Source organism: Brevibacterium sp. XM4083, assembly GCF_006489205.2.
Classification (GTDB): Bacteria; Actinomycetota; Actinomycetes; order Actinomycetales; family Brevibacteriaceae; genus Brevibacterium.
Genome location: NZ_VFYR02000004.1, coordinates 347930 through 364366, shown reverse-complemented (window position 1 = coordinate 364366; position 16437 = coordinate 347930). Strand labels below are relative to the sequence as shown.

The 16437-nt window shown below is 69.5% G+C and carries 14 protein-coding genes; 10 read left to right on the top strand and 4 right to left on the bottom strand.

All coding sequences use genetic code 11. The features are described from left to right. Positions 1–14 precede the first annotated feature (14 nt). The 3 genes from FJ887_RS14110 to FJ887_RS14100 are packed head-to-tail and all read left to right on the top strand — an operon-like array spanning position 15 to position 2213. Entirely contained in the window at positions 15–488 is a 474-nt protein-coding gene (locus tag FJ887_RS14110; RefSeq protein WP_140955489.1) for a RidA family protein, read from the top strand. Further along, positions 478–1452 carry an NUDIX hydrolase gene (locus tag FJ887_RS14105; RefSeq protein WP_140955490.1) on the top strand — a complete coding sequence of 325 codons (975 nt, stop codon included), beginning with the start codon at positions 478–480 and terminating at the stop codon, positions 1450–1452. The genes FJ887_RS14110 and FJ887_RS14105 overlap by 11 nt, the downstream gene beginning before the upstream one ends. Further along, a complete protein-coding gene (locus tag FJ887_RS14100; protein ID WP_140955491.1) occupies positions 1449–2213 on the top strand; it encodes an MBL fold metallo-hydrolase in 765 nt (254 codons plus the stop codon). Before FJ887_RS14105 ends, FJ887_RS14100 begins: the two co-directional genes overlap by 4 nt. A 157-nt stretch (positions 2214–2370) precedes the next feature. Here the strand turns inward: FJ887_RS14100 and FJ887_RS14095 are convergent, their stop codons facing one another. Then, positions 2371–3048, bottom strand: coding sequence for a Crp/Fnr family transcriptional regulator (locus tag FJ887_RS14095; protein WP_137827074.1), 678 nt, complete (start codon positions 3046–3048; stop codon positions 2371–2373). Between the two features lie 198 nt (positions 3049–3246). Between FJ887_RS14095 and nth the strand changes: the two genes are divergently transcribed. Then, positions 3247–3987, top strand: a complete 741-nt coding sequence (gene nth / locus FJ887_RS14090) for an endonuclease III (protein WP_181365654.1) — start codon at positions 3247–3249, stop codon at positions 3985–3987. Further along, a complete protein-coding gene (locus FJ887_RS14085; protein WP_140955492.1) occupies positions 3984–4757 on the top strand; it encodes an NUDIX hydrolase in 774 nt (257 codons plus the stop codon). The genes nth and FJ887_RS14085 overlap by 4 nt, the downstream gene beginning before the upstream one ends. A gap of 323 nt (positions 4758–5080) precedes the next feature. Here FJ887_RS14085 and FJ887_RS14080 read toward each other — a convergent pair whose 3' ends face one another. Then, positions 5081–5488: a phage holin family protein gene (locus FJ887_RS14080; RefSeq protein WP_140955493.1), complete on the bottom strand. Its 408-nt coding sequence runs from the start codon at positions 5486–5488 to the stop codon at positions 5081–5083. Between the two features lie 115 nt (positions 5489–5603). After that, positions 5604–7538: an acetate--CoA ligase gene (acs, locus tag FJ887_RS14075; RefSeq protein ID WP_140955494.1), complete on the bottom strand. Its 1935-nt coding sequence runs from the start codon at positions 7536–7538 to the stop codon at positions 5604–5606. Between the two features lie 289 nt (positions 7539–7827). On the opposite strand from acs, the gene FJ887_RS14070 reads away from it, so the two are divergent. The 5 genes from FJ887_RS14070 to FJ887_RS14050 all read left to right on the top strand — a co-directional run bounded on the left by FJ887_RS14070 (position 7828) and on the right by FJ887_RS14050 (position 14847). After that, on the top strand, positions 7828–11127 hold the full coding sequence (locus FJ887_RS14070) for a hypothetical protein (protein ID WP_140955495.1): 3300 nt from the start codon (positions 7828–7830) through the stop codon (positions 11125–11127). A 218-nt stretch (positions 11128–11345) separates the two neighbouring features. Further along, positions 11346–12353: a septum site-determining protein Ssd gene (ssd, locus tag FJ887_RS14065; protein ID WP_137826959.1), complete on the top strand. Its 1008-nt coding sequence runs from the start codon at positions 11346–11348 to the stop codon at positions 12351–12353. After that, on the top strand, positions 12350–13519 hold the full coding sequence (locus FJ887_RS14060; protein ID WP_140955496.1) for a TadA family conjugal transfer-associated ATPase: 1170 nt from the start codon (positions 12350–12352) through the stop codon (positions 13517–13519). The genes ssd and FJ887_RS14060 overlap by 4 nt, the downstream gene beginning before the upstream one ends. Continuing rightward, positions 13516–14205, top strand: a complete 690-nt coding sequence (locus tag FJ887_RS14055) for a type II secretion system F family protein (protein WP_140955497.1) — start codon at positions 13516–13518, stop codon at positions 14203–14205. Before FJ887_RS14060 ends, FJ887_RS14055 begins: the two co-directional genes overlap by 4 nt. A 6-nt stretch (positions 14206–14211) precedes the next feature. Then, a complete protein-coding gene (locus FJ887_RS14050; RefSeq protein ID WP_137826962.1) occupies positions 14212–14847 on the top strand; it encodes a type II secretion system F family protein in 636 nt (211 codons plus the stop codon). Positions 14848–15012: 165 nt separating this feature from the next. Here the strand turns inward: FJ887_RS14050 and FJ887_RS14045 are convergent, their stop codons facing one another. Further along, positions 15013–16371, bottom strand: coding sequence for an MFS transporter (locus FJ887_RS14045; RefSeq protein WP_250786252.1), 1359 nt, complete (start codon positions 16369–16371; stop codon positions 15013–15015). Positions 16372–16437: the final 66 nt, after the last annotated feature.

Sequence of the window (16437 nt, the reverse complement as noted above, 5' to 3'; positions counted from 1 at the left end):
GAAGGAGACCACCCATGTCGAAAGTGCTCGACCGCATCGCCGAACTCGACCTTGAGCTGCCCACGGTCGCCGCCCCCGCCGGCGTCTACGTCCCCGCGCTGCGCACCGGCAACTACGTCTACACCTCGGGTCAGCTGCCGGTCGTCGACGGCTCCCTGCCGACGACGGGCCACCTCGGCGCCGAGGTCGACGTCGACACCGGCTATCAGCTGGCCAGGATCGCCGGGCTCAACGCCCTGGCGGCCATCGCCTCGGTGATCGGGGATCTCGACAGGATCGTCCGCGTCGTCAAGGTCACCGGCTTCGTCAACTCGACCGACGACTTCACCCAGCAGCCGGCCGTCATCAACGGCGTCTCCGAGCTCTACGGTGAGATCTTCGGCGAGAAGGGCCAGCACGCGCGCAGCGCCGTCGGCGTCAACACCCTGCCCCTCGGCACTCCCGTCGAGGTCGAGGTCGTCGTCGAGGTCGAGGACGATGCCGCTTAGCGGACGCAATCTGCCCGTCTCCTCGGAGCTGACCTGGCTGCTCGATCTCTGGCGCACCGAGGGGCGGCGGCCCGTTCCCGAGCCTCCGCGTCCCGCCTCGGCGATCATCCTCGTCCGGGACACCCGGGAGGGGCTCGAGACGTTCGTGACCCGCCAGCTCGACGTGCGCGGGGTCGAGGACCGCAACCGGCTCGCCTACCCGGTGGGGGAGCTGCGGCCCACCGACCTGCGCAATGTTCCGGTGACCGGGTGGAAGTCGACGCGCTGTGCGCGGACGCTGGCGCTGGAGAACAAGTCGCGGGCGCTGCAGCAGTTCTCGGCGGCCGCACGGGTTGCGTTCGCGGCGACCGGCGTCATGCTCGCCGAGAACGTCGACCATGACCTCGTCGCCTCGCCGCAGACGGACTGGCAGTCCGTCCGGTACAAGCTCCTGTCGAATGAGATCGGCTGGACGCAGGTGCTGCGCGAGCGCGATCTCAAGCTGCGCCCGGATCTGCTCAAACCGTGGATGCGGTGGATCAACACCGCCACGCAGCTCCACCGCTTCGACACGACGTACTTCCTCGCCGCGGTGCCGTTCGGTCAGGAGGTCGACTTCCTCACCTCGAACGAGAGCTCGGGGCGGTGGCAGCGGCCCGAGGAGATCCTCGCCGATGCGGCCGACGATCCGAACCGGATCAGTGCGAGCACCCGCCTCATCGTCGAGAGCCTCGTGCCCGTCCACAGCGTCGGTGCCGCCATGGCGCAGGTGCGCGACATCCACCCGCTGCGTCCGGAGATCATCGACGAGGACGGGGAATGGCGGCTGATCATCCAGCCCCGCCGCGACTTCCATCGCAAGGGAACGCTGCGCGACAACGAGGTGGCCGTCGGCGACGACGAGAAGGACGAGAGCCCGAGCCTCATGAGCCTGGGCGGCGAGGACGACGACGCCGTGGTCGACGAGGAGAACGAGGACACATGAGGATCCGCGCGAACAATCCCTCACCGATGACCCTGACCGGGACGAATACGTACGTCATCGCCTCGGCCGATGACACCTCGGCGGTGGTCATCGACCCGGGACCGGAGCTGGCGGAGCACCGGGAGGCCATCCTCGCCGAGGTGGGGGACCGGAGACTGACCGCGATCGTCCTCACCCACCAGCACGCCGATCATTCCGATATGCTCGGGTCCGTCGACGAATGGGCGCCCGAGGTGCCCGTCTATGCGGTGCTCGACCGATTCGCCCGGCACACCCCGCCGGTGCGCGATGGGCAGCGGATCGCGTTCGGCAGCGATCCTGCCGATGTCCTCGAGGTCGTCGCGACCCCGGGGCACACGAGCGACAGCATCAGCATCATTTACGACGGCGTACTCTTCAGCGGCGACACGATCCTCGGGGAGGGGACGACGATCGTCACGTACCCGGAAGGCTCCCTCGGCGACTATCTCGACAGCCTCGATCGCCTCCGTGCGCTTCTCGATGCCGGTGCGTACACCCGGATCGAACCGGCGCACGGACCGACGATCGACAATCCCGCCGAGGTGATCGACCACTACCGCACCCACCGGCAGGAGCGCATCGGCCAAGTCCGCGCCGCTCTCGCTCAGGGTGCGACGACGGCGGCTGAGGTCACTGACATCGTCTACCACGACGTCGATCCCAGCGTCCGCGGGGCCGCCGAGCAGATCGTGCGCGCCCAGCTCAGCTACCTCGGTGAGCTCGCTGCCGAGGACGCGTAGGAGGTCAGCGGACGACCGCCTCGGTAGCCTGACCGCCGGCGGGCGACGAGGACGCTCATCGAGAGACCTGGACTTATCGGACGGACGACGAACGCCCCGACTGCTGTCGGGGCGTTCGTCTCACTCTGGAGGCCGGTTAGGGGCCTGCGGGGTGTGATCAGCGGGCGCGGTTGCGCATGCGCTCCATGTCGAGGATGACGACCGAACGCGCTTCGAGGCGGATGAAGCCACGGGCGGCGAAGTCGGCGAGGGCCTTGTTCACGGTCTCACGGGAGGCACCGACGAGCTGGGCGAGCTCCTCCTGCGTGAGGTCGTGCGCGACAAGCACACCGTCGGGAGCCGGCTTCGAGAAGCGTGCGGCGAGGTCGAGCAGCGCCTTGGCGACACGACCGGGAACATCGGAGAACACGAGGTCGCCGACCGTCTCGTTCGTCCGGCGCAGTCGCTGGGCCAGCGCCTTGAGCAGGTTGAGTCCCGCCTGCGGACGATCCTTGAGCCACGTCGTGAGGTCCTCGTGCTTGAGGCTGAGCAGCTCGGACTGGGAGACCGCGGTGACGGTGGAGGAGCGCGGGCCCGGATCGAAGAGGCTGAGCTCGCCGATGATCTCACCCGGCCCGACGACGGAGAGCAGGTTCTCGCGGCCGTCGGAGGACTCGCGGCCGATCTTGAGCTTTCCGGTGGACACGATGTAGAGCTCGTCTCCGGCATCGCCTTCGTGGAAGAGCACGGTGCCCCGGCGGAGGCTCCGCGGGTTCATGAACTTCATCAGCGCGCTCGTCGATTCGTCATCGAGTCCGGCAAAAAGTGTTGCGCCCCGCACAACTTCTGTATCCACAATGTCCTCCTTGTGATGGTCTCCACACATAAATCTACCTGGTCAAGGGTACCTATACCACCAAATGCGCGCGTGTGGGCGGATGAATGAGGAATATGAGGGTGTGTTGTCGTTTCCTGGAGACTGCCTCGCTTGGGTCCCTTCATGTGTGAGCGGGACAACTGCGGTTTCGATTCCCGCGGATTAGGATGGTGAGTCGTGTTGACGGTGGCAGAGAAGAGTGCGCGGAAGTTCGCGAAGGAGACCCCGCTGGGGAAGAAGCGACGTGCCCGGAAGATCAACCGGATCCTCGCCGAGGTGTACCCCAACGCCCAGGTCGAACTCGACTTCGCGACCCCGTTCCAGCTCCTCATCGCCACCGTGCTCTCCGCCCAGACGACGGACATCCGCGTCAATTCGGTCACCCCGGGACTCTTCGCCGCGTTCCCCGACGCGCACGCGCTCGCGGTGGCCAACCTCGGCGAGGTCGAGGAGCTCATCCATTCGACAGGGTTCTACCGGGCGAAGGCCCGCAACATCGTCAAGCTCGCCGGCGACCTCGTCGAGAAGTACGACGGTGAGGTGCCGCGGACGATGGAGGAGCTCGTCGAGCTCGCCGGCGTCGGACGGAAGACGGCGAACGTCGTCCTCGGCAACGCCTTCGACACCCCGGGCATCACCGTCGACACCCATATGGGCCGCCTCGCGCGCCGGTTCGGGTGGACGACGGAGACGGACCCGGTCAAAGCCGAAGAGGACATCGCCGGACTCTTCGAGACCAAGGACCTCACCCTGCTCTCGCACCGGGTGATCTTCCACGGCCGTCGCATCTGCCACTCCCGCAGACCCGCGTGCGGAGCGTGCCCGCTCATGACCCTGTGCCCGTCGTTCGGCATCGGCGAACTCGACCCCGAGAAGGCCCGTGAGATGTTCCGGTACGAGATGGCGCCCTTGGCATGAGCGATTTCCTCCACGGACTCCACGATGCCGACCGTACGGGATCGGGGTCGACCGGCGCCGAGGCGGCAGGCAGTGACAACCCGGCCGACGCCGAGCTGCGCGACCAGCTCACCCGCCTCGCCGCCTCACAGGGTTCGCCGCTGTGGCTGCGCCGGGCGAAGGCCCGCGGCGATGCCGTCGTCCGCGACGCCGCAGTCCTCATGCTCTTCGGTCGCGGCGGGAAGCCCCGCACCGCCGCCGGCCGCGACGTGCTCCCGGCCCTGGCGGACAAGGGCGTCTCCGACGTCGACCTCGTGCTCCTCCAGCGCGCGAGCACGCTGCGCCACCACCCCGGTCAGGTCGCCTTCCCCGGAGGCGGACGCGATCCCGAGGACGACTCGCTCATCGCCGCGGCCCTGCGCGAAGCCGAAGAGGAGGCCGGCATCGTCCCCGCCAGCGTCGACGTCCTCGGCCAGCTCGAGCCGCTCTACATCCCCGTGAGCAAGTTCCAGGTCACCCCCGTCATCGGCTACTGGGCGGTGCCCGGCGTCGTCGCCGTCATGGACGAAGCCGAGTCGTACTCCGTCTACCGCGTCGCCATCGCCGACCTCGTCGCCCCGGCCAACCGCGGCAGCTTCTCCCGCCCCGACCTCGCACTGACCACCCCCGCCTTCGACGTCGGCGTCTTCAAGGTGTGGGGCTTCACCGCGGGCATCCTCGACTTCGCCCTCGACGAACTCGGCTGGGCCGTCGACTGGGACCGCGACGCCCACATCGACATCGACTTCTGAGGACGCGGTCTCGGGGGAGGGCTTCGCAGGCTCGGAGCCGCCTCGGTGCAGGTGAATCTGCGGGCGAAAAGTCGTTCTGTCGGTCAGAGGTTTCGCGCTGACAGTGGATGATGGCGAAAAGTCGAAATGCTCCACAACTTGTCGACCGCGCGAGTACTTCTGGCCGACACGATCTCGGCACCGCCGGCGAGTCGCCCAGGCAGCGCCTGCCGGACGCGACTTGAGGCGTCTCCGCGGGGACGCGAATGGCGCCGAGCTCCCAGGGGAGTCTCGGCGCCATTCGCGTCTGTGCGGTGTTGTCGCCCCGGTCGCGGGGCGCCGGCTCAGTAGCGGGGGCCGGAGGGGTTCTTCAGGGCCCGCTTGACGGCGGCGACGAGTGCCTGTGCCGAGGCGATCGCCCCGCCGGGCACCGGGTTGCCCTTCTTGAGGATCGGCACCGCGATGAGCACAAGGATGATTGCGAGCACCGCGAGGATGCCGAAGATCATGAGGAAGCTTCCCCACCACGGCCATCCGAGTCCCTCACGGAACGCCGAGGCACCGGCGAAGATCACCATGAACGATGACAGGAACAGGAAGAACAGGGCGACGAGCGCGAGCGCCGAACCGATGCCCAGATTCTTCGCACCGGCGGTGGCCTCGGCCTTCGCCAGGGCGAGCTCCTCCTCGGCGATCGCCTTGGAATCGTCGCCGATGTCCTTGATCAGTTCGCTGATCGACCTCTCGGCCATGAGTGCTCCTAACGACGTGAACGGTGTGACAATCTTCCTTAAGAGTAGTCTCAACGTTCGTGCTCGCCAAAGACGTTGCGGACTGAATTCGGCCCGCGCCGAGCACGCCGTCGGGTCAGGACTTCCCTACCGTTTCCTCGATGAGCTTCATCACCGAGGAATCGGCGAGGGTCGTGGCGTCCCCGACCTCGCGGTTCTCGGCGACATCCTTGAGCAGGCGCCGCATGATCTTGCCCGACCGGGTCTTCGGCAGCTCGGAGACGATGTGCACCTGCTTGGGCTTGGCGATCGGACCGATCTCCTTCCCGACGAATTGACGCAGCTCCTCGGCGGTCTCCGGGCTGTCCTCGACTCCGCCGACGGTGATGACGAACGCGATGACGGCCTGCCCGGTCGTGTCGTCGGCCGCACCGACGACCGCCGCCTCGGCGACGGAGGGATGGGCGACGAGCGCGGACTCGATCTCAGCGGTCGAGAGCCGATGGCCGGAGACGTTCATGACGTCATCGACGCGGCCGAGGAACCAGATGTCCCCGTCTTCGTCGCGGCGCGCCCCGTCACCGGCGAAGTACGTGTCGGGGAACCGCGACCAGTAGGTCTCCTTGAAGCGCTCTGGATCCTTCCAGATCCCGCGCAGCATCGACGGCCACGGCTGGCGGATGACGAGGAGACCACCCTCGGGCCCGGCCGGGTTCTCGCCGGTGTCGTCGACGACGTCGACGGCGATGCCGGGGATCGGACGCTGAGCCGACCCCGGTTTCGTTGCGAGCACGCCCGGCAGGGGGGCGATCATGTGGGCGCCGGTCTCCGTCTGCCACCACGTGTCGACGATCGGGCAGCGACCGCCGCCGATGACCCGGTTGTACCAGCGCCAGGCCTCGGGGTTGATCGGTTCGCCGACGCTGCCGAGCAGGCGCAGGCTGGACAGGTCGTACTTCGCGGGGATGTCCTCGCCCCACTTCATGAACGTGCGGATCGCCGTCGGTGCCGCGTAGAGTGTCGTCACCTTGTTCTTCTCGACGATCTCCCACCAGCGACCCTGATCAGGGGTGTCGGGGGTGCCTTCGTAGATCACCTGGGTCATGCCCATGGCCAGCGGGCCGTACGCGACGTAGGAGTGTCCGGTGATCCATCCGACATCGGCGGTGCACCAGAAGACATCGGTCTCCGGCTTCGCATCGAAGACGGCCTTCATCGTGTAGAGGACCTGCGTGAGGTATCCGCCCGAGGTGTGGAGGATGCCCTTGGGCTTGCCCGTCGTGCCGGAGGTGTAGAGGATGAACAGAGGGTTCTCCGCGTCGAAGAACTCCGCCTCGTGCTCGGGGCTCGCCTTCTCCACGGTGTCGTGCCACCACATGTCGCGGCCCTCGGTGAAGTCGACGTCCTGGCCGGTGCGGCGGACGACGAGCACGGATTCGACCGGGGTGTCTCCCGTCGAGAGGGCCTCGTCGACGGCGGGTTTGAGGCTCGTCTCCTTCCCGCGACGGTAGCTGCCGTCGGCGGTGATGACGACCCGTGCCTCGGCGTCGATGATCCGTGAGCGCAGCGCATCGGCGGAGAACCCGCCGAAGACGACGGAATGAGCAGCGCCGAGGCGGGCCGACGCGAGCATCGCGATGACCGCTTCGGGAATCATCGGCAGGTAGATCGCCACGCGGTCGCCGGCTTTGACGCCGAGCTCGGTGAGCGTGTTCGCGGCCTTCGACACCTCGGCGAGGAGCTCGGCATAGGTGTATTCACGGGAATCGCCGGGTTCGCCTTCGAACTTGATGGCGACCCGGTCACCGTTGCCGGCGAGCACATGGCGGTCGAGCGCGTTGTAGGCGACGTTGAGCTTGCCGTCGGCGAACCACTTCGCGAAGGGCGGATTCGACCAGTCGAGCACCTCGGTGAAGTCCTGCTGCCAATCGACGAGGTCACGCGACTGCTCCGCCCAGAACGCTTCGAAGTCGTCGGAACCGCGCTCATAGGCGTCTGCCTTGACGTTGGCTGCGGCCGCGAACTCCTCGGGCGGGGCGAAGGTTTCGGTCGCCTCGGTGCTGTCGGTCATGATTCCCTCCGGCTTCTTTGATGGAACGAAGATTCTCTCTGCACTGTATACCCGGGCCAGGCGGTGCGGTCACCGCCGTTCAGGCGCTGAACAGCGTCAGTCGGGGGTAGTCATCGGCACCCTGCTGTGCTAAGACTTGCCGGGTTCGCACGGTCGCCGACGGTCGGACAAGGGGACTGTCGGTGTCGAATGACTGCACATGAGGGCCGAGGTCTGCAAGGATGGCCCTAGGCCTGCGGTGATGGACGCTGCAGACATGACCTTGTTCCCCGATCGACTGGAGCCCGCGATGAGTTCGCCGCAATACCCCAACGGCCAGGGAGTGCCGCCGTGGCATGACCAGAACGCGCCGAATGCAGGGCCGAACAATCAGCCGCCTGCGGGACAGGCGGGAGCCTACGGCGGTCAGCAGTTCGGCGGTCAGTCCGCCGGCGCCGGACAGTACGGTTCCGGCCCCGGACAGTACGGTCCCGGGCAGGGCGGTCAGCCGGGTCAGCCGGGACAGTACGACTCGAGCCAGGGGCAGTACAGTCCCGGGCAGGGCGGATCTGAGCAGTATGGTGCAGGCCAGCAGGGCGGTCAGCCGGGCCAGTACGGTTCCGCACAGCCCGGAGCTGCCCAGCCCGGATCGGGTCAGTACGGATCTGCCCAGTACGGTTCCGGTCCGTCAGCGTACGGGCCGCCTGCCGGCGGCCAGCCCGGTGCTCAGCCGGGGCCCTATGGTTCGGGTCCCTCCCAGTACGGATCGGGGCCTTCGCAGTACGGGTCAGGTCCGGCTCAGTACGGTTCAGGACCATCGCAGTACGGTGCGGGTCCGGGACAGTACGGCTCCGGACCGTCGCAGTACGGGTCGGCTCCCGCCCAGTTCGGGCCGGGAGCGCCCGGGCAGCAGCGACCACGGCGTTCGGGTCCCGGTCTCATCGGCCCGCTGACGCTGCGCGATCTCCTCCTGCTCTTCGCGGGACTGCTCGCTCTCATCGTTCTCTTCGTCCCGTTCAAGAGGTTCGAGTTCATCCCGCTGCCGCTGTGGTCGTGGAACATCGATGCGATGGGCACTCTCGTCTTCAATGTGCTCGCGATCCTCCTCATCGTCGCGGCGGTGCTCGTCAACAAGCTCGGCAACGGCGGCCTGCGGGTCGGATCGCTCGGTATCGACCAATTCATCTCCGTGCTCGCCGCCGTCGCGTTCACGTACGCGTTCGTCGATCTCGTCACCTCGGTGCCGTACTGGCATGTCGGTGCCTACCTCGCGTTCTTCGCCGCTCTCGTAGCGTTCTTCGCCGGGGTCTTCACGATGCTGCCGTTCTTCGGCAAGGAATTCGACGCCCGCGAGAGCGTCCGGGCGCACCCCAAGGCGCGACCGGTGAGCAAGCGGGCACAGCACCCGGCTCCCCAGGCCAATGTGCCCGGCGCTCAGGCTGCCGCGTTCGGCAGCGCACCCGGCCAGGACGGCTGGGGCGCACAGGGTCAGCCGGGACCGCAGGGCCAGTTCGGTGCGCAGGGCCAGTTCGGTGGACAGGGCCAGGATCAGGTTGGTGGCCAGTCGGGTCAGTTCGACAGCCAGTCCGGATCGGGCTCATTCGACCCCCAGGGCCAGCAGCAGTTCGCCGCGGATCCCACGGCACAGGGTCAGGGATACGGTGCCACCGGCGCCTCCGACCAGCCGGGGTATTCCGGCCAGCCCACCGGCGGCGAACAGGGGCACGCGGGTCGTCACTCCTACCCGTCGTCGGACTACAGCGGTTCCGCGGGGCGGTCGGATTCGTCCTTCGCCCCGCCGACGGCCGGATCCGAGGAGCAGTCGGTGCAGAGCACCGGGTCGGGACAGACCTACCTCGGCGCTCAGCATCCGCGTGACCCTCAGCATTCGCAGAGCGAGCCGACCCAGACCTTCGGGTTCGGTGCGCAGCGCGAGGAGGAGTCGTGGGAATCGGAGACCGTGATCTCGGACGAACCGCTCGTCGGCGATGATCCGACTGGTGCCGGGGCCGCCGGAACCGACGGTCGCGCAACCGACGCCGGCCAGGGTGACCGCCGTGATTCCGGCCAGGATGACCACCGTGGCTCTGACAATGCCGGTGCCGCCACGGGTGCGGCAGTGGCAGCCGGGGCTGCTGGTGCGGCCGTCGGGGCCGCCTCGACGCGATCCGGCGACGCCTCGACGAGAGACAGCGCCGGCGCAGACGGTGTGCCTGCCGACCGGGCTGCCTCGGAAGCCGGCACCGCCGACCGTCGTGGTGCCGACCGTGCTGGCTCTGACGGTGCTGCCCCCGACGGCGACGCCTCGGATCGGTCCACCGAGCGCGGACCCGATGACACCGTCGCGATCAGCAAGGCCGTGAGGAACGACGATTCGGCGGACGCCGGCTCGGAGCGGATCACCTCGGTGTCCGAACGTCGCCGCGGACGCCACGCCGCACCTGACGCGGACTCGGCCACGACCACCTCGGCGACAGGAGAGTCGACCACGTCAGGGTCGGCCTCGACCGCCACCGAGGCGGCACGCGGTACCGGGCAGACTGATGCGGAGAGGTCGGCGACGGCCACGAGCTACGAATCCGCAGGGAACCGGACGCCCGCTGATTCCGAGACCACCGCAGCGGCTCGGTTCGCCGACGGCAACACCGTGGCCTCCTCGACAGCGACCGGCGAGGACGAGCCGGGTCCCGGTCCGATGGGGATCTTCGTCGGCGGCCCCGGCGGTGTGACCGAGGAGAGCACCGAGACGACCGTCGTCGACGAGACGGCGACCCCGGACGGTGATGAGACGAACATCCGCACGACGGAGGCGACCGTCGTCACCGCTGACGGACACATTGATGAGGCGCCCGGAGCCGACCCGACCGGCACCGATGTCGCCGACGACCGCCGGTCGCCGGACTCCTCGAGGTCCGCGACGGGAGCTGCCGGCGCGACGACCGCCGCCGCGGGCGGCTCCGCAGGTGGAAACTCGGCGACAGCTGGCCCGTCGGCCGGCACGGACGCCGATGTCACCCGGGATGACGACGCGACTGCGCGATTCGACGCGGCCGCGGTCCGGGACGGCGCCGCATCCGGTGGCGACCGCACAGCAACCACGGGCACGGACGCTGATCGCACGGAAACCGCGAGCACCGACCCTTCCCGCACGGAAGCCGGGGCGGACACCACCCGCTCCGCCGCCCCGGGCGACCGCGACGGTGCTGCTGGCAGCGGAACCAGCGAGCGGACGACTCCGCCCGACTCGGACGAGCCGACGCAGTACGTGCCGATGGCGAACTACCGGGAGGACTCCGACAGGGACACCCGCACCGGTGCGCCTGCGGCCGGCACGGGTGCCTCGTCCGACGACTCGGCGTCGACCGATGCGGCTGCCTCGGGCGACCGCAGCGGTGCGGACGAGGGTGAGCGGGGGGTCATCCAGGCCTTCTGGTTCGCCGTGCCCGAGCCGCGGGAGGCCGTCGACGAGAAGACCGGCCTGCCGGTGTTCACGATCTACCCCGGCGAATGGTTCCTCGCGCTCGAGGACCGCGGAACGACGTTCACCGTCCGCGATTCCGACGGCAAGGAAGGCCTGCTGCGCAACATCGAGGGCATCCAGCGCGGCTGACTCGTGTGCTGGGCCTGTGGACGGGCCGGGCACTCAGCGCGGGTCGATCCCGCCCGGGCTGCCCACGCTCAGCGCCGTCACCAGCGGTGATGCGCACATCGTCGCCGAAGGGGCGGCTCCTGTGACTCAGATGCACAGGAGCCGCCCCTTCTCCGCTCTGTCCACAGGCCCGCGCCCGACCCTGGCGGGGAGGGGGCCGCCGGGGTCAGGCTGTGCGCATGCAGATCGCCCTCATCACCGACCTCGGCGCCATCACCGAGGAGTGCGCCCGCGTTGCCGAGAGCATCGGCATCGAGCTCACGGTGCTCCCACCGGACTCCGGCGGCTGGCAGGGCGCGGCGCTCATCCTCCTCGGCGAGGACGTCCGCGAGGTCCCCATGACCGACCGCGCCGACCGCATCCTCGTCGTCCTCGACGGAGACGAACCCGCATCGGCCTGGCGGCGGGCCGCGACCCTCGGTGTCGAACAGCTCGCGATGCTGCCCTCGGCCGCGGAATGGCTGAGCCAGCGGATCATCGCCGCCGTCGAACCCCCGGTCACTCCCGGTGTGACCGTCGGCATCGTCGCCGGCTGCGGGGGAGCGGGCGCCTCGGTGCTCGCCAGCGCCCTGGCCAGACGCGCTGCGAAGGAGGTCTCGACGGTCCTCGTCGACGCCGACCCGCTCGGCGGCGGACTCGACCTCGTCCTCGGCGCCGAACAGGTGCCCGGCCCTCGCTGGGCGGACCTCAGCGCCTCCCGCGGCCAGCTGCGTCCCTCGGCGCTGCGCCACGCCCTGCCCGTCCACGACGGACTCGCGATCCTCTCCTGGGGACGCGATGACACCCTCGATCTCGCCCCGGAGGTGTTCGACGACGTCCTCGCCGCCGCCGGTCAGGCCTTCGACCTCGTCATCGTCGACCTGCCCCGCCACGCACCGCCGCAGTGGACGCGGCGCTGCCACCACGTCCTCCTCGTCGCCCCTGCCCGGGTCCGCTCCGCCGTCGCCGCCTCACAGGTGGCCAAACGGCTCTCCCACTCCCACCCGGATGTGCGCTTAGTCGTCCGGGAGACCGGAGCCGGCGGCCTCGACTCCGACCTCCTCGCCGACTCGATCGGACTCGGCCTGGCCGGCAGCATCCGCGACGATCGCGGACTCTCGGCCGCCGTCGACCGCGGTGAGGGCATCCCCGGCGGGGCGCGCCTGGGCCGCCTCGTCGATCGGCTCCTCGGGGAGTGGGTCGGATGAGCGAATGGCTCGACGCCACCCTCGTCGCCGAGGTCCGCAAGACCCTGCTTGACAATCCCGGACCGGTGACGACCGCCGCCGTCGCCGAGGCGGTCCAGCGCACCGGCCGGGTGCTCGGTTCGGCGGCCCTCCTCGATCTCGTCACCCGCCTCTCCGCGCAGCTGTCCGGTGCCGGCCCGCTCCAGGCCGTGCTCGAGGTGCCCGGCACCACCGACGTCTTCGTCAACGGGCCGCGTGAGATCTTCGCCGACACCGGATCCGGGCCGACCAGCCTCGACCTCTCCCTCGGCTCCGAGGACGACGTGCGTTCGCTCGCGGTGCGCCTGGCCGCGCTCGGCGGGCGTCGCCTCGACGATTCGAGTCCGTTCGTCGATGTCCGCCTGCCCGACGGGGTGCGGATGAACGCGATCGTCCCTCCGATCTCCGGGGACCACACGACGATCTCCTTCCGGGTGCCTCGGCGGGACGGGTTCACCGTCGCTGACCTCCTCGGCGACGGCTTCATCCCGGCCGCCGTGCACGACCTCCTCGCCGAGGCGGTGCGCTCGCGGGCGAACATCCTCATCTCCGGGGGCACGGGCACCGGCAAGACCGTCCTCCTCGGCGCGCTCCTCGGACTCGTCGACCCCGCCCACCGGATCGTCGTCGTCGAGGACTCCCGCGAGCTCATCATCGGCCACGGTCATGTCGTCCAGCTCTCAGCGCGGCAGGCCAACGTCGAGGGCGGGGGCGAGGTCACGCTCACCGATCTCGTCCGCAACGCCCTGCGGATGCGCCCGGACCGCCTCGTCGTCGGGGAGTGCCGCGGCCCGGAGGTCAGGGACATGCTCACCGCGCTCAACACCGGGCACGAAGGCGGGTGCGCGACGATCCATGCGAACACCGCCGAGGCGGTCCCCAGTCGCTTGGCCGCGCTCGGGGCGCTCGCGGGGATGAGTCCGCAGGCCGTCCATGCGCAGTTCGCGACCGCGATCGACCTCGTCGTCCACCTCCGCCGGGTCGGCTCCGACCGCGGGCTCACCGAGCTGGCGATCCCGGCCGGGCCGGAGGGGGAGACGATGTCGATGGAACCGGTGTGGGGCCGGCCCTCCCCGCGGTCGGACGGGGAGTTCAACCGGCGCGCGCTCGCCCGCTTCGAAGCCGTCCTCGAGACGCGGTCGGCATGATCGTCCTCACCGTCGCCGTGCTCATAGCCGCCGGGATCGTGCTCGCGGCCCCACCCGATCCGCGGGCGCGCTTGGCCCAGCTCCTCGCGTCGGACTCGCGCCGAGGCGGCCGGCCGGGTCCGCGATCACGGGCGCGGCGCGGGCGGGAGGAGGCCGAGGCCGACCAGCTCTGGGCGATCGGGGCGGTGGAGAACTGCGCGCATCTGCTCAAGGTGGGGATGACCCCGCAGGCGGTGATGGCGACGCTGGCCGGGCAGGACGATCGCCTCCGTCCGATCTCCCGGGCGATCGCGCTCGGTGAGGATCCCGGGCGGGCGATCGCCGCCCGCGGTCATAGCCTGCCGGCCGCGGCCGCCGAGGTGCTCACCGGGATGGCTGCGGTGTGGACGGTCTCGGAGCGGTCGGGGGCACCCGCGGCCGACATGATCCTTCGCTACGCCGCGGCTCAGCGTGATGCTCTCGATGCGAGCCGGGAGCGGCGGATCGCGATGGCCGGACCCCGTGCCACCGTGCGAGTCCTCAGCTGGCTTCCCCTCATCGGCATGGGTCTCGGACTGCTCATCGGCGTCCGCCCGCTCACTCTCCTCACCGGTCTGCCGGGGCAGCTGAGCATCGGCGGCGGCATCGTCCTCTACGCGCTGGGCCGGTGGTGGATGATGCGGATGATGACGCGGGCGGAGCGCTGAGGGACGATGGCTGCGATCCTCATCGGCCTCCTCGTCGCCGCGGCCGTGCTGCTGTGGACCGCCCGCCCCGCGGGACGGCTCGAGATGCTGCTCAGCGGCGGTGTCCGGGCTGGGCACGGGTCCGGCTCCGGACCTGGGGCGACCGGTCCGACGGGTGGTGGGGCCGCCTCGGCGAGGGACAGGGACGCGGCCACCGCCTCGGCGCGGGAGGGGACCGCGGTCGCCGACGAACAGCTCGCATTCGACCTCGACCTCGTCGCGATCTGCCTCACCGCCGGACTGCCGATCCCCGTGGCGCTCACCCTCACCGCCGAGGCGACAGGCGATCGGTCGGGGCTGCTGCGGATCGCGCGGGCGAAGACGATCGGCGGTGACGATCTGTCCGAGGACGACCGGCTGCGACCGGTCCTCGACGTCTTCGTCTTCTCCGAGCGCACCGGGGTCGGACCGGCCCCGCTCATCGAAGCCGTCGCCGGGGAGCTGCGGGACTCCTCTCGGCGCAGGCGGCAGGAAGCGGCCGCCGCACTCGGGGTGCGCCTCGTCGTGCCGCTCGGGGTGTGCATCCTGCCGGCGTTCCTGCTCCTCTCCGTCGTGCCCGTCGTCATCTCCCTGCTCACGGATCTCACCTCGGTGTTCTTCTGATGCCGTGGCCCGGCACCGCGGCGAGGCGCGCGGCAGATCCGCTGCCTTGGGTGGGAGGCACGGCTGCCTTGGGTGGGGGCACCGCTCGTTCCGGTGCGAGACACCCGAGTGCGGCGCCCCGATGCCGGGACGCCGCACGCGAGGGCTCGTCACATGGTGCCGACCTCAGCGCTTGATGCCGTGGCGGTCCATCGTCACCGGTCGGGAGACCTGCGTGAGCGTCGGTCCCGACTTCGGCGCGACGATGAGCGAGAGGATCGTGATGAGCGCGACGACGATCCACAGGAAGCCCAGCGGCAGGACGCTGCCGGCGAAGGCGACGGCCAGGGCCGCGGCGACGGTCGGAGCGAGCCCGCCGAGGGTCGAGGCGATGTTGTAGACCAGCGCGGTGCCCGTGAAGCGCACCGCCGTCGGCAGGCGCCGGGCGATGAATGCGGCGAACGGGCCGTAGAGGGCACCCTGGATGATGACGTTGCCGAGGAGGATCGCGAGGACGAAGCCCCACACCGTGCCGTTGCTGAGCATGAGGAGGATGGGGATCGCGAGGACACCGCCGGCCACGGCGCCCATCATCAGCACCTTCGTCGTGCCGATGCGGTCGCTGAGGCGGGCGAAGAGGACCGTGGTGATCATCAGCCCGAGAGCACCGCCGGCCTTGAGGTAGAGCGATTCGGAGACCTCGACGCCGTTCTGGGTGGCCAGGGCCAGGCCGTAGACGGTGACGATCTGCTGGGTGAAGACCATCGAGGTGTAGACGCCGACACCGATGAGGATCGTCTTCATGTGCTTGCTGAAGACGTCGAGGATCGGCAGGCGCTTCTCCTTCTTCTCCTCCTCGAGCTGCTCGAACAGCGGCGATTCGGTGACTTTGAGGCGGATGATGAACGCGGCGACGACGAGGATCGCGCTGAGGAGGAACGGCACGCGCCATCCCCAGACGAGGAAGTCGTCGCCGGAGAGCACCGCGGTCGTCGCGACGACGAGGGCGGCGAGCACGGTGCCCGCGGGACCGCCGGAGACGGCGATCGCACCGGCGAAGGCACGACTCTTCTCCGGGGCGTGCTCGACGGCCATGAGGGCGGCTCCGGTCATCTCACCGCCGACGGCGATGCCCTGGAGGACGCGGAGGAAGACGAGAGCGAAGACACCGAAGTAGTTGCCGTCCTGGGTCGTCGGCAGCAGACCGATGCCCACCGAGGCGACGCCGATGAGGGCAAGGGTGAAGACGAGGATCGGCTTGCGTCCGATCTTGTCGCCGAAGTGACCGAGGATGATTCCGCCGAGCGGTCGGATGAGGTAGCCGACGGCCAGCGTGGAGAACGACGCGAGCAGCGCTCCCTGGGGTCCGAGGCCGGAGAAGAAGAGCGGCCCGAACACGAGGCTGGCCGCCGTCGCGTAGAGCATGAAGTCGTAGTACTCGAGCAGCGTGCCCATGAAACCGGAGGCGAGCACGGTGCGCACTTCCTTCGGGTCGGGAGCGCGGGTGGGCGGATTTTCGGGCAGGGGTGCAGAGGGCTGGGTCACGGGATTCTCCTCGGATCGTGCGGAATTCTCTGCCAGGAGTGCAGATCGTCGTACGTGCAGGCAGGC

Excerpts from the sequence above, each read along its gene's own strand:
- FJ887_RS14080 (WP_140955493.1), bottom strand. The coding sequence starts at position 5,488 with ATGGCCGAGAGGTCGATCAGCGAACTGATCAAGGACATCGGCGACGAT.
- FJ887_RS14105 (WP_140955490.1), top strand. The coding sequence starts at position 478 with ATGCCGCTTAGCGGACGCAATCTGCCCGTCTCCTCGGAGCTGACCTGG.
- FJ887_RS14100 (WP_140955491.1), top strand. The coding sequence starts at position 1,449 with ATGAGGATCCGCGCGAACAATCCCTCACCGATGACCCTGACCGGGACG.
- FJ887_RS14070 (WP_140955495.1), top strand. The coding sequence starts at position 7,828 with ATGAGTTCGCCGCAATACCCCAACGGCCAGGGAGTGCCGCCGTGGCAT.
- FJ887_RS14050 (WP_137826962.1), top strand. The coding sequence starts at position 14,212 with ATGGCTGCGATCCTCATCGGCCTCCTCGTCGCCGCGGCCGTGCTGCTG.
- ssd (WP_137826959.1), top strand. The coding sequence starts at position 11,346 with ATGCAGATCGCCCTCATCACCGACCTCGGCGCCATCACCGAGGAGTGC.
- acs (WP_140955494.1), bottom strand. The coding sequence starts at position 7,538 with ATGACCGACAGCACCGAGGCGACCGAAACCTTCGCCCCGCCCGAGGAG.
- FJ887_RS14110 (WP_140955489.1), top strand. The coding sequence starts at position 15 with ATGTCGAAAGTGCTCGACCGCATCGCCGAACTCGACCTTGAGCTGCCC.
- FJ887_RS14060 (WP_140955496.1), top strand. The coding sequence starts at position 12,350 with ATGAGCGAATGGCTCGACGCCACCCTCGTCGCCGAGGTCCGCAAGACC.
- FJ887_RS14085 (WP_140955492.1), top strand. The coding sequence starts at position 3,984 with ATGAGCGATTTCCTCCACGGACTCCACGATGCCGACCGTACGGGATCG.
- FJ887_RS14055 (WP_140955497.1), top strand. The coding sequence starts at position 13,516 with ATGATCGTCCTCACCGTCGCCGTGCTCATAGCCGCCGGGATCGTGCTC.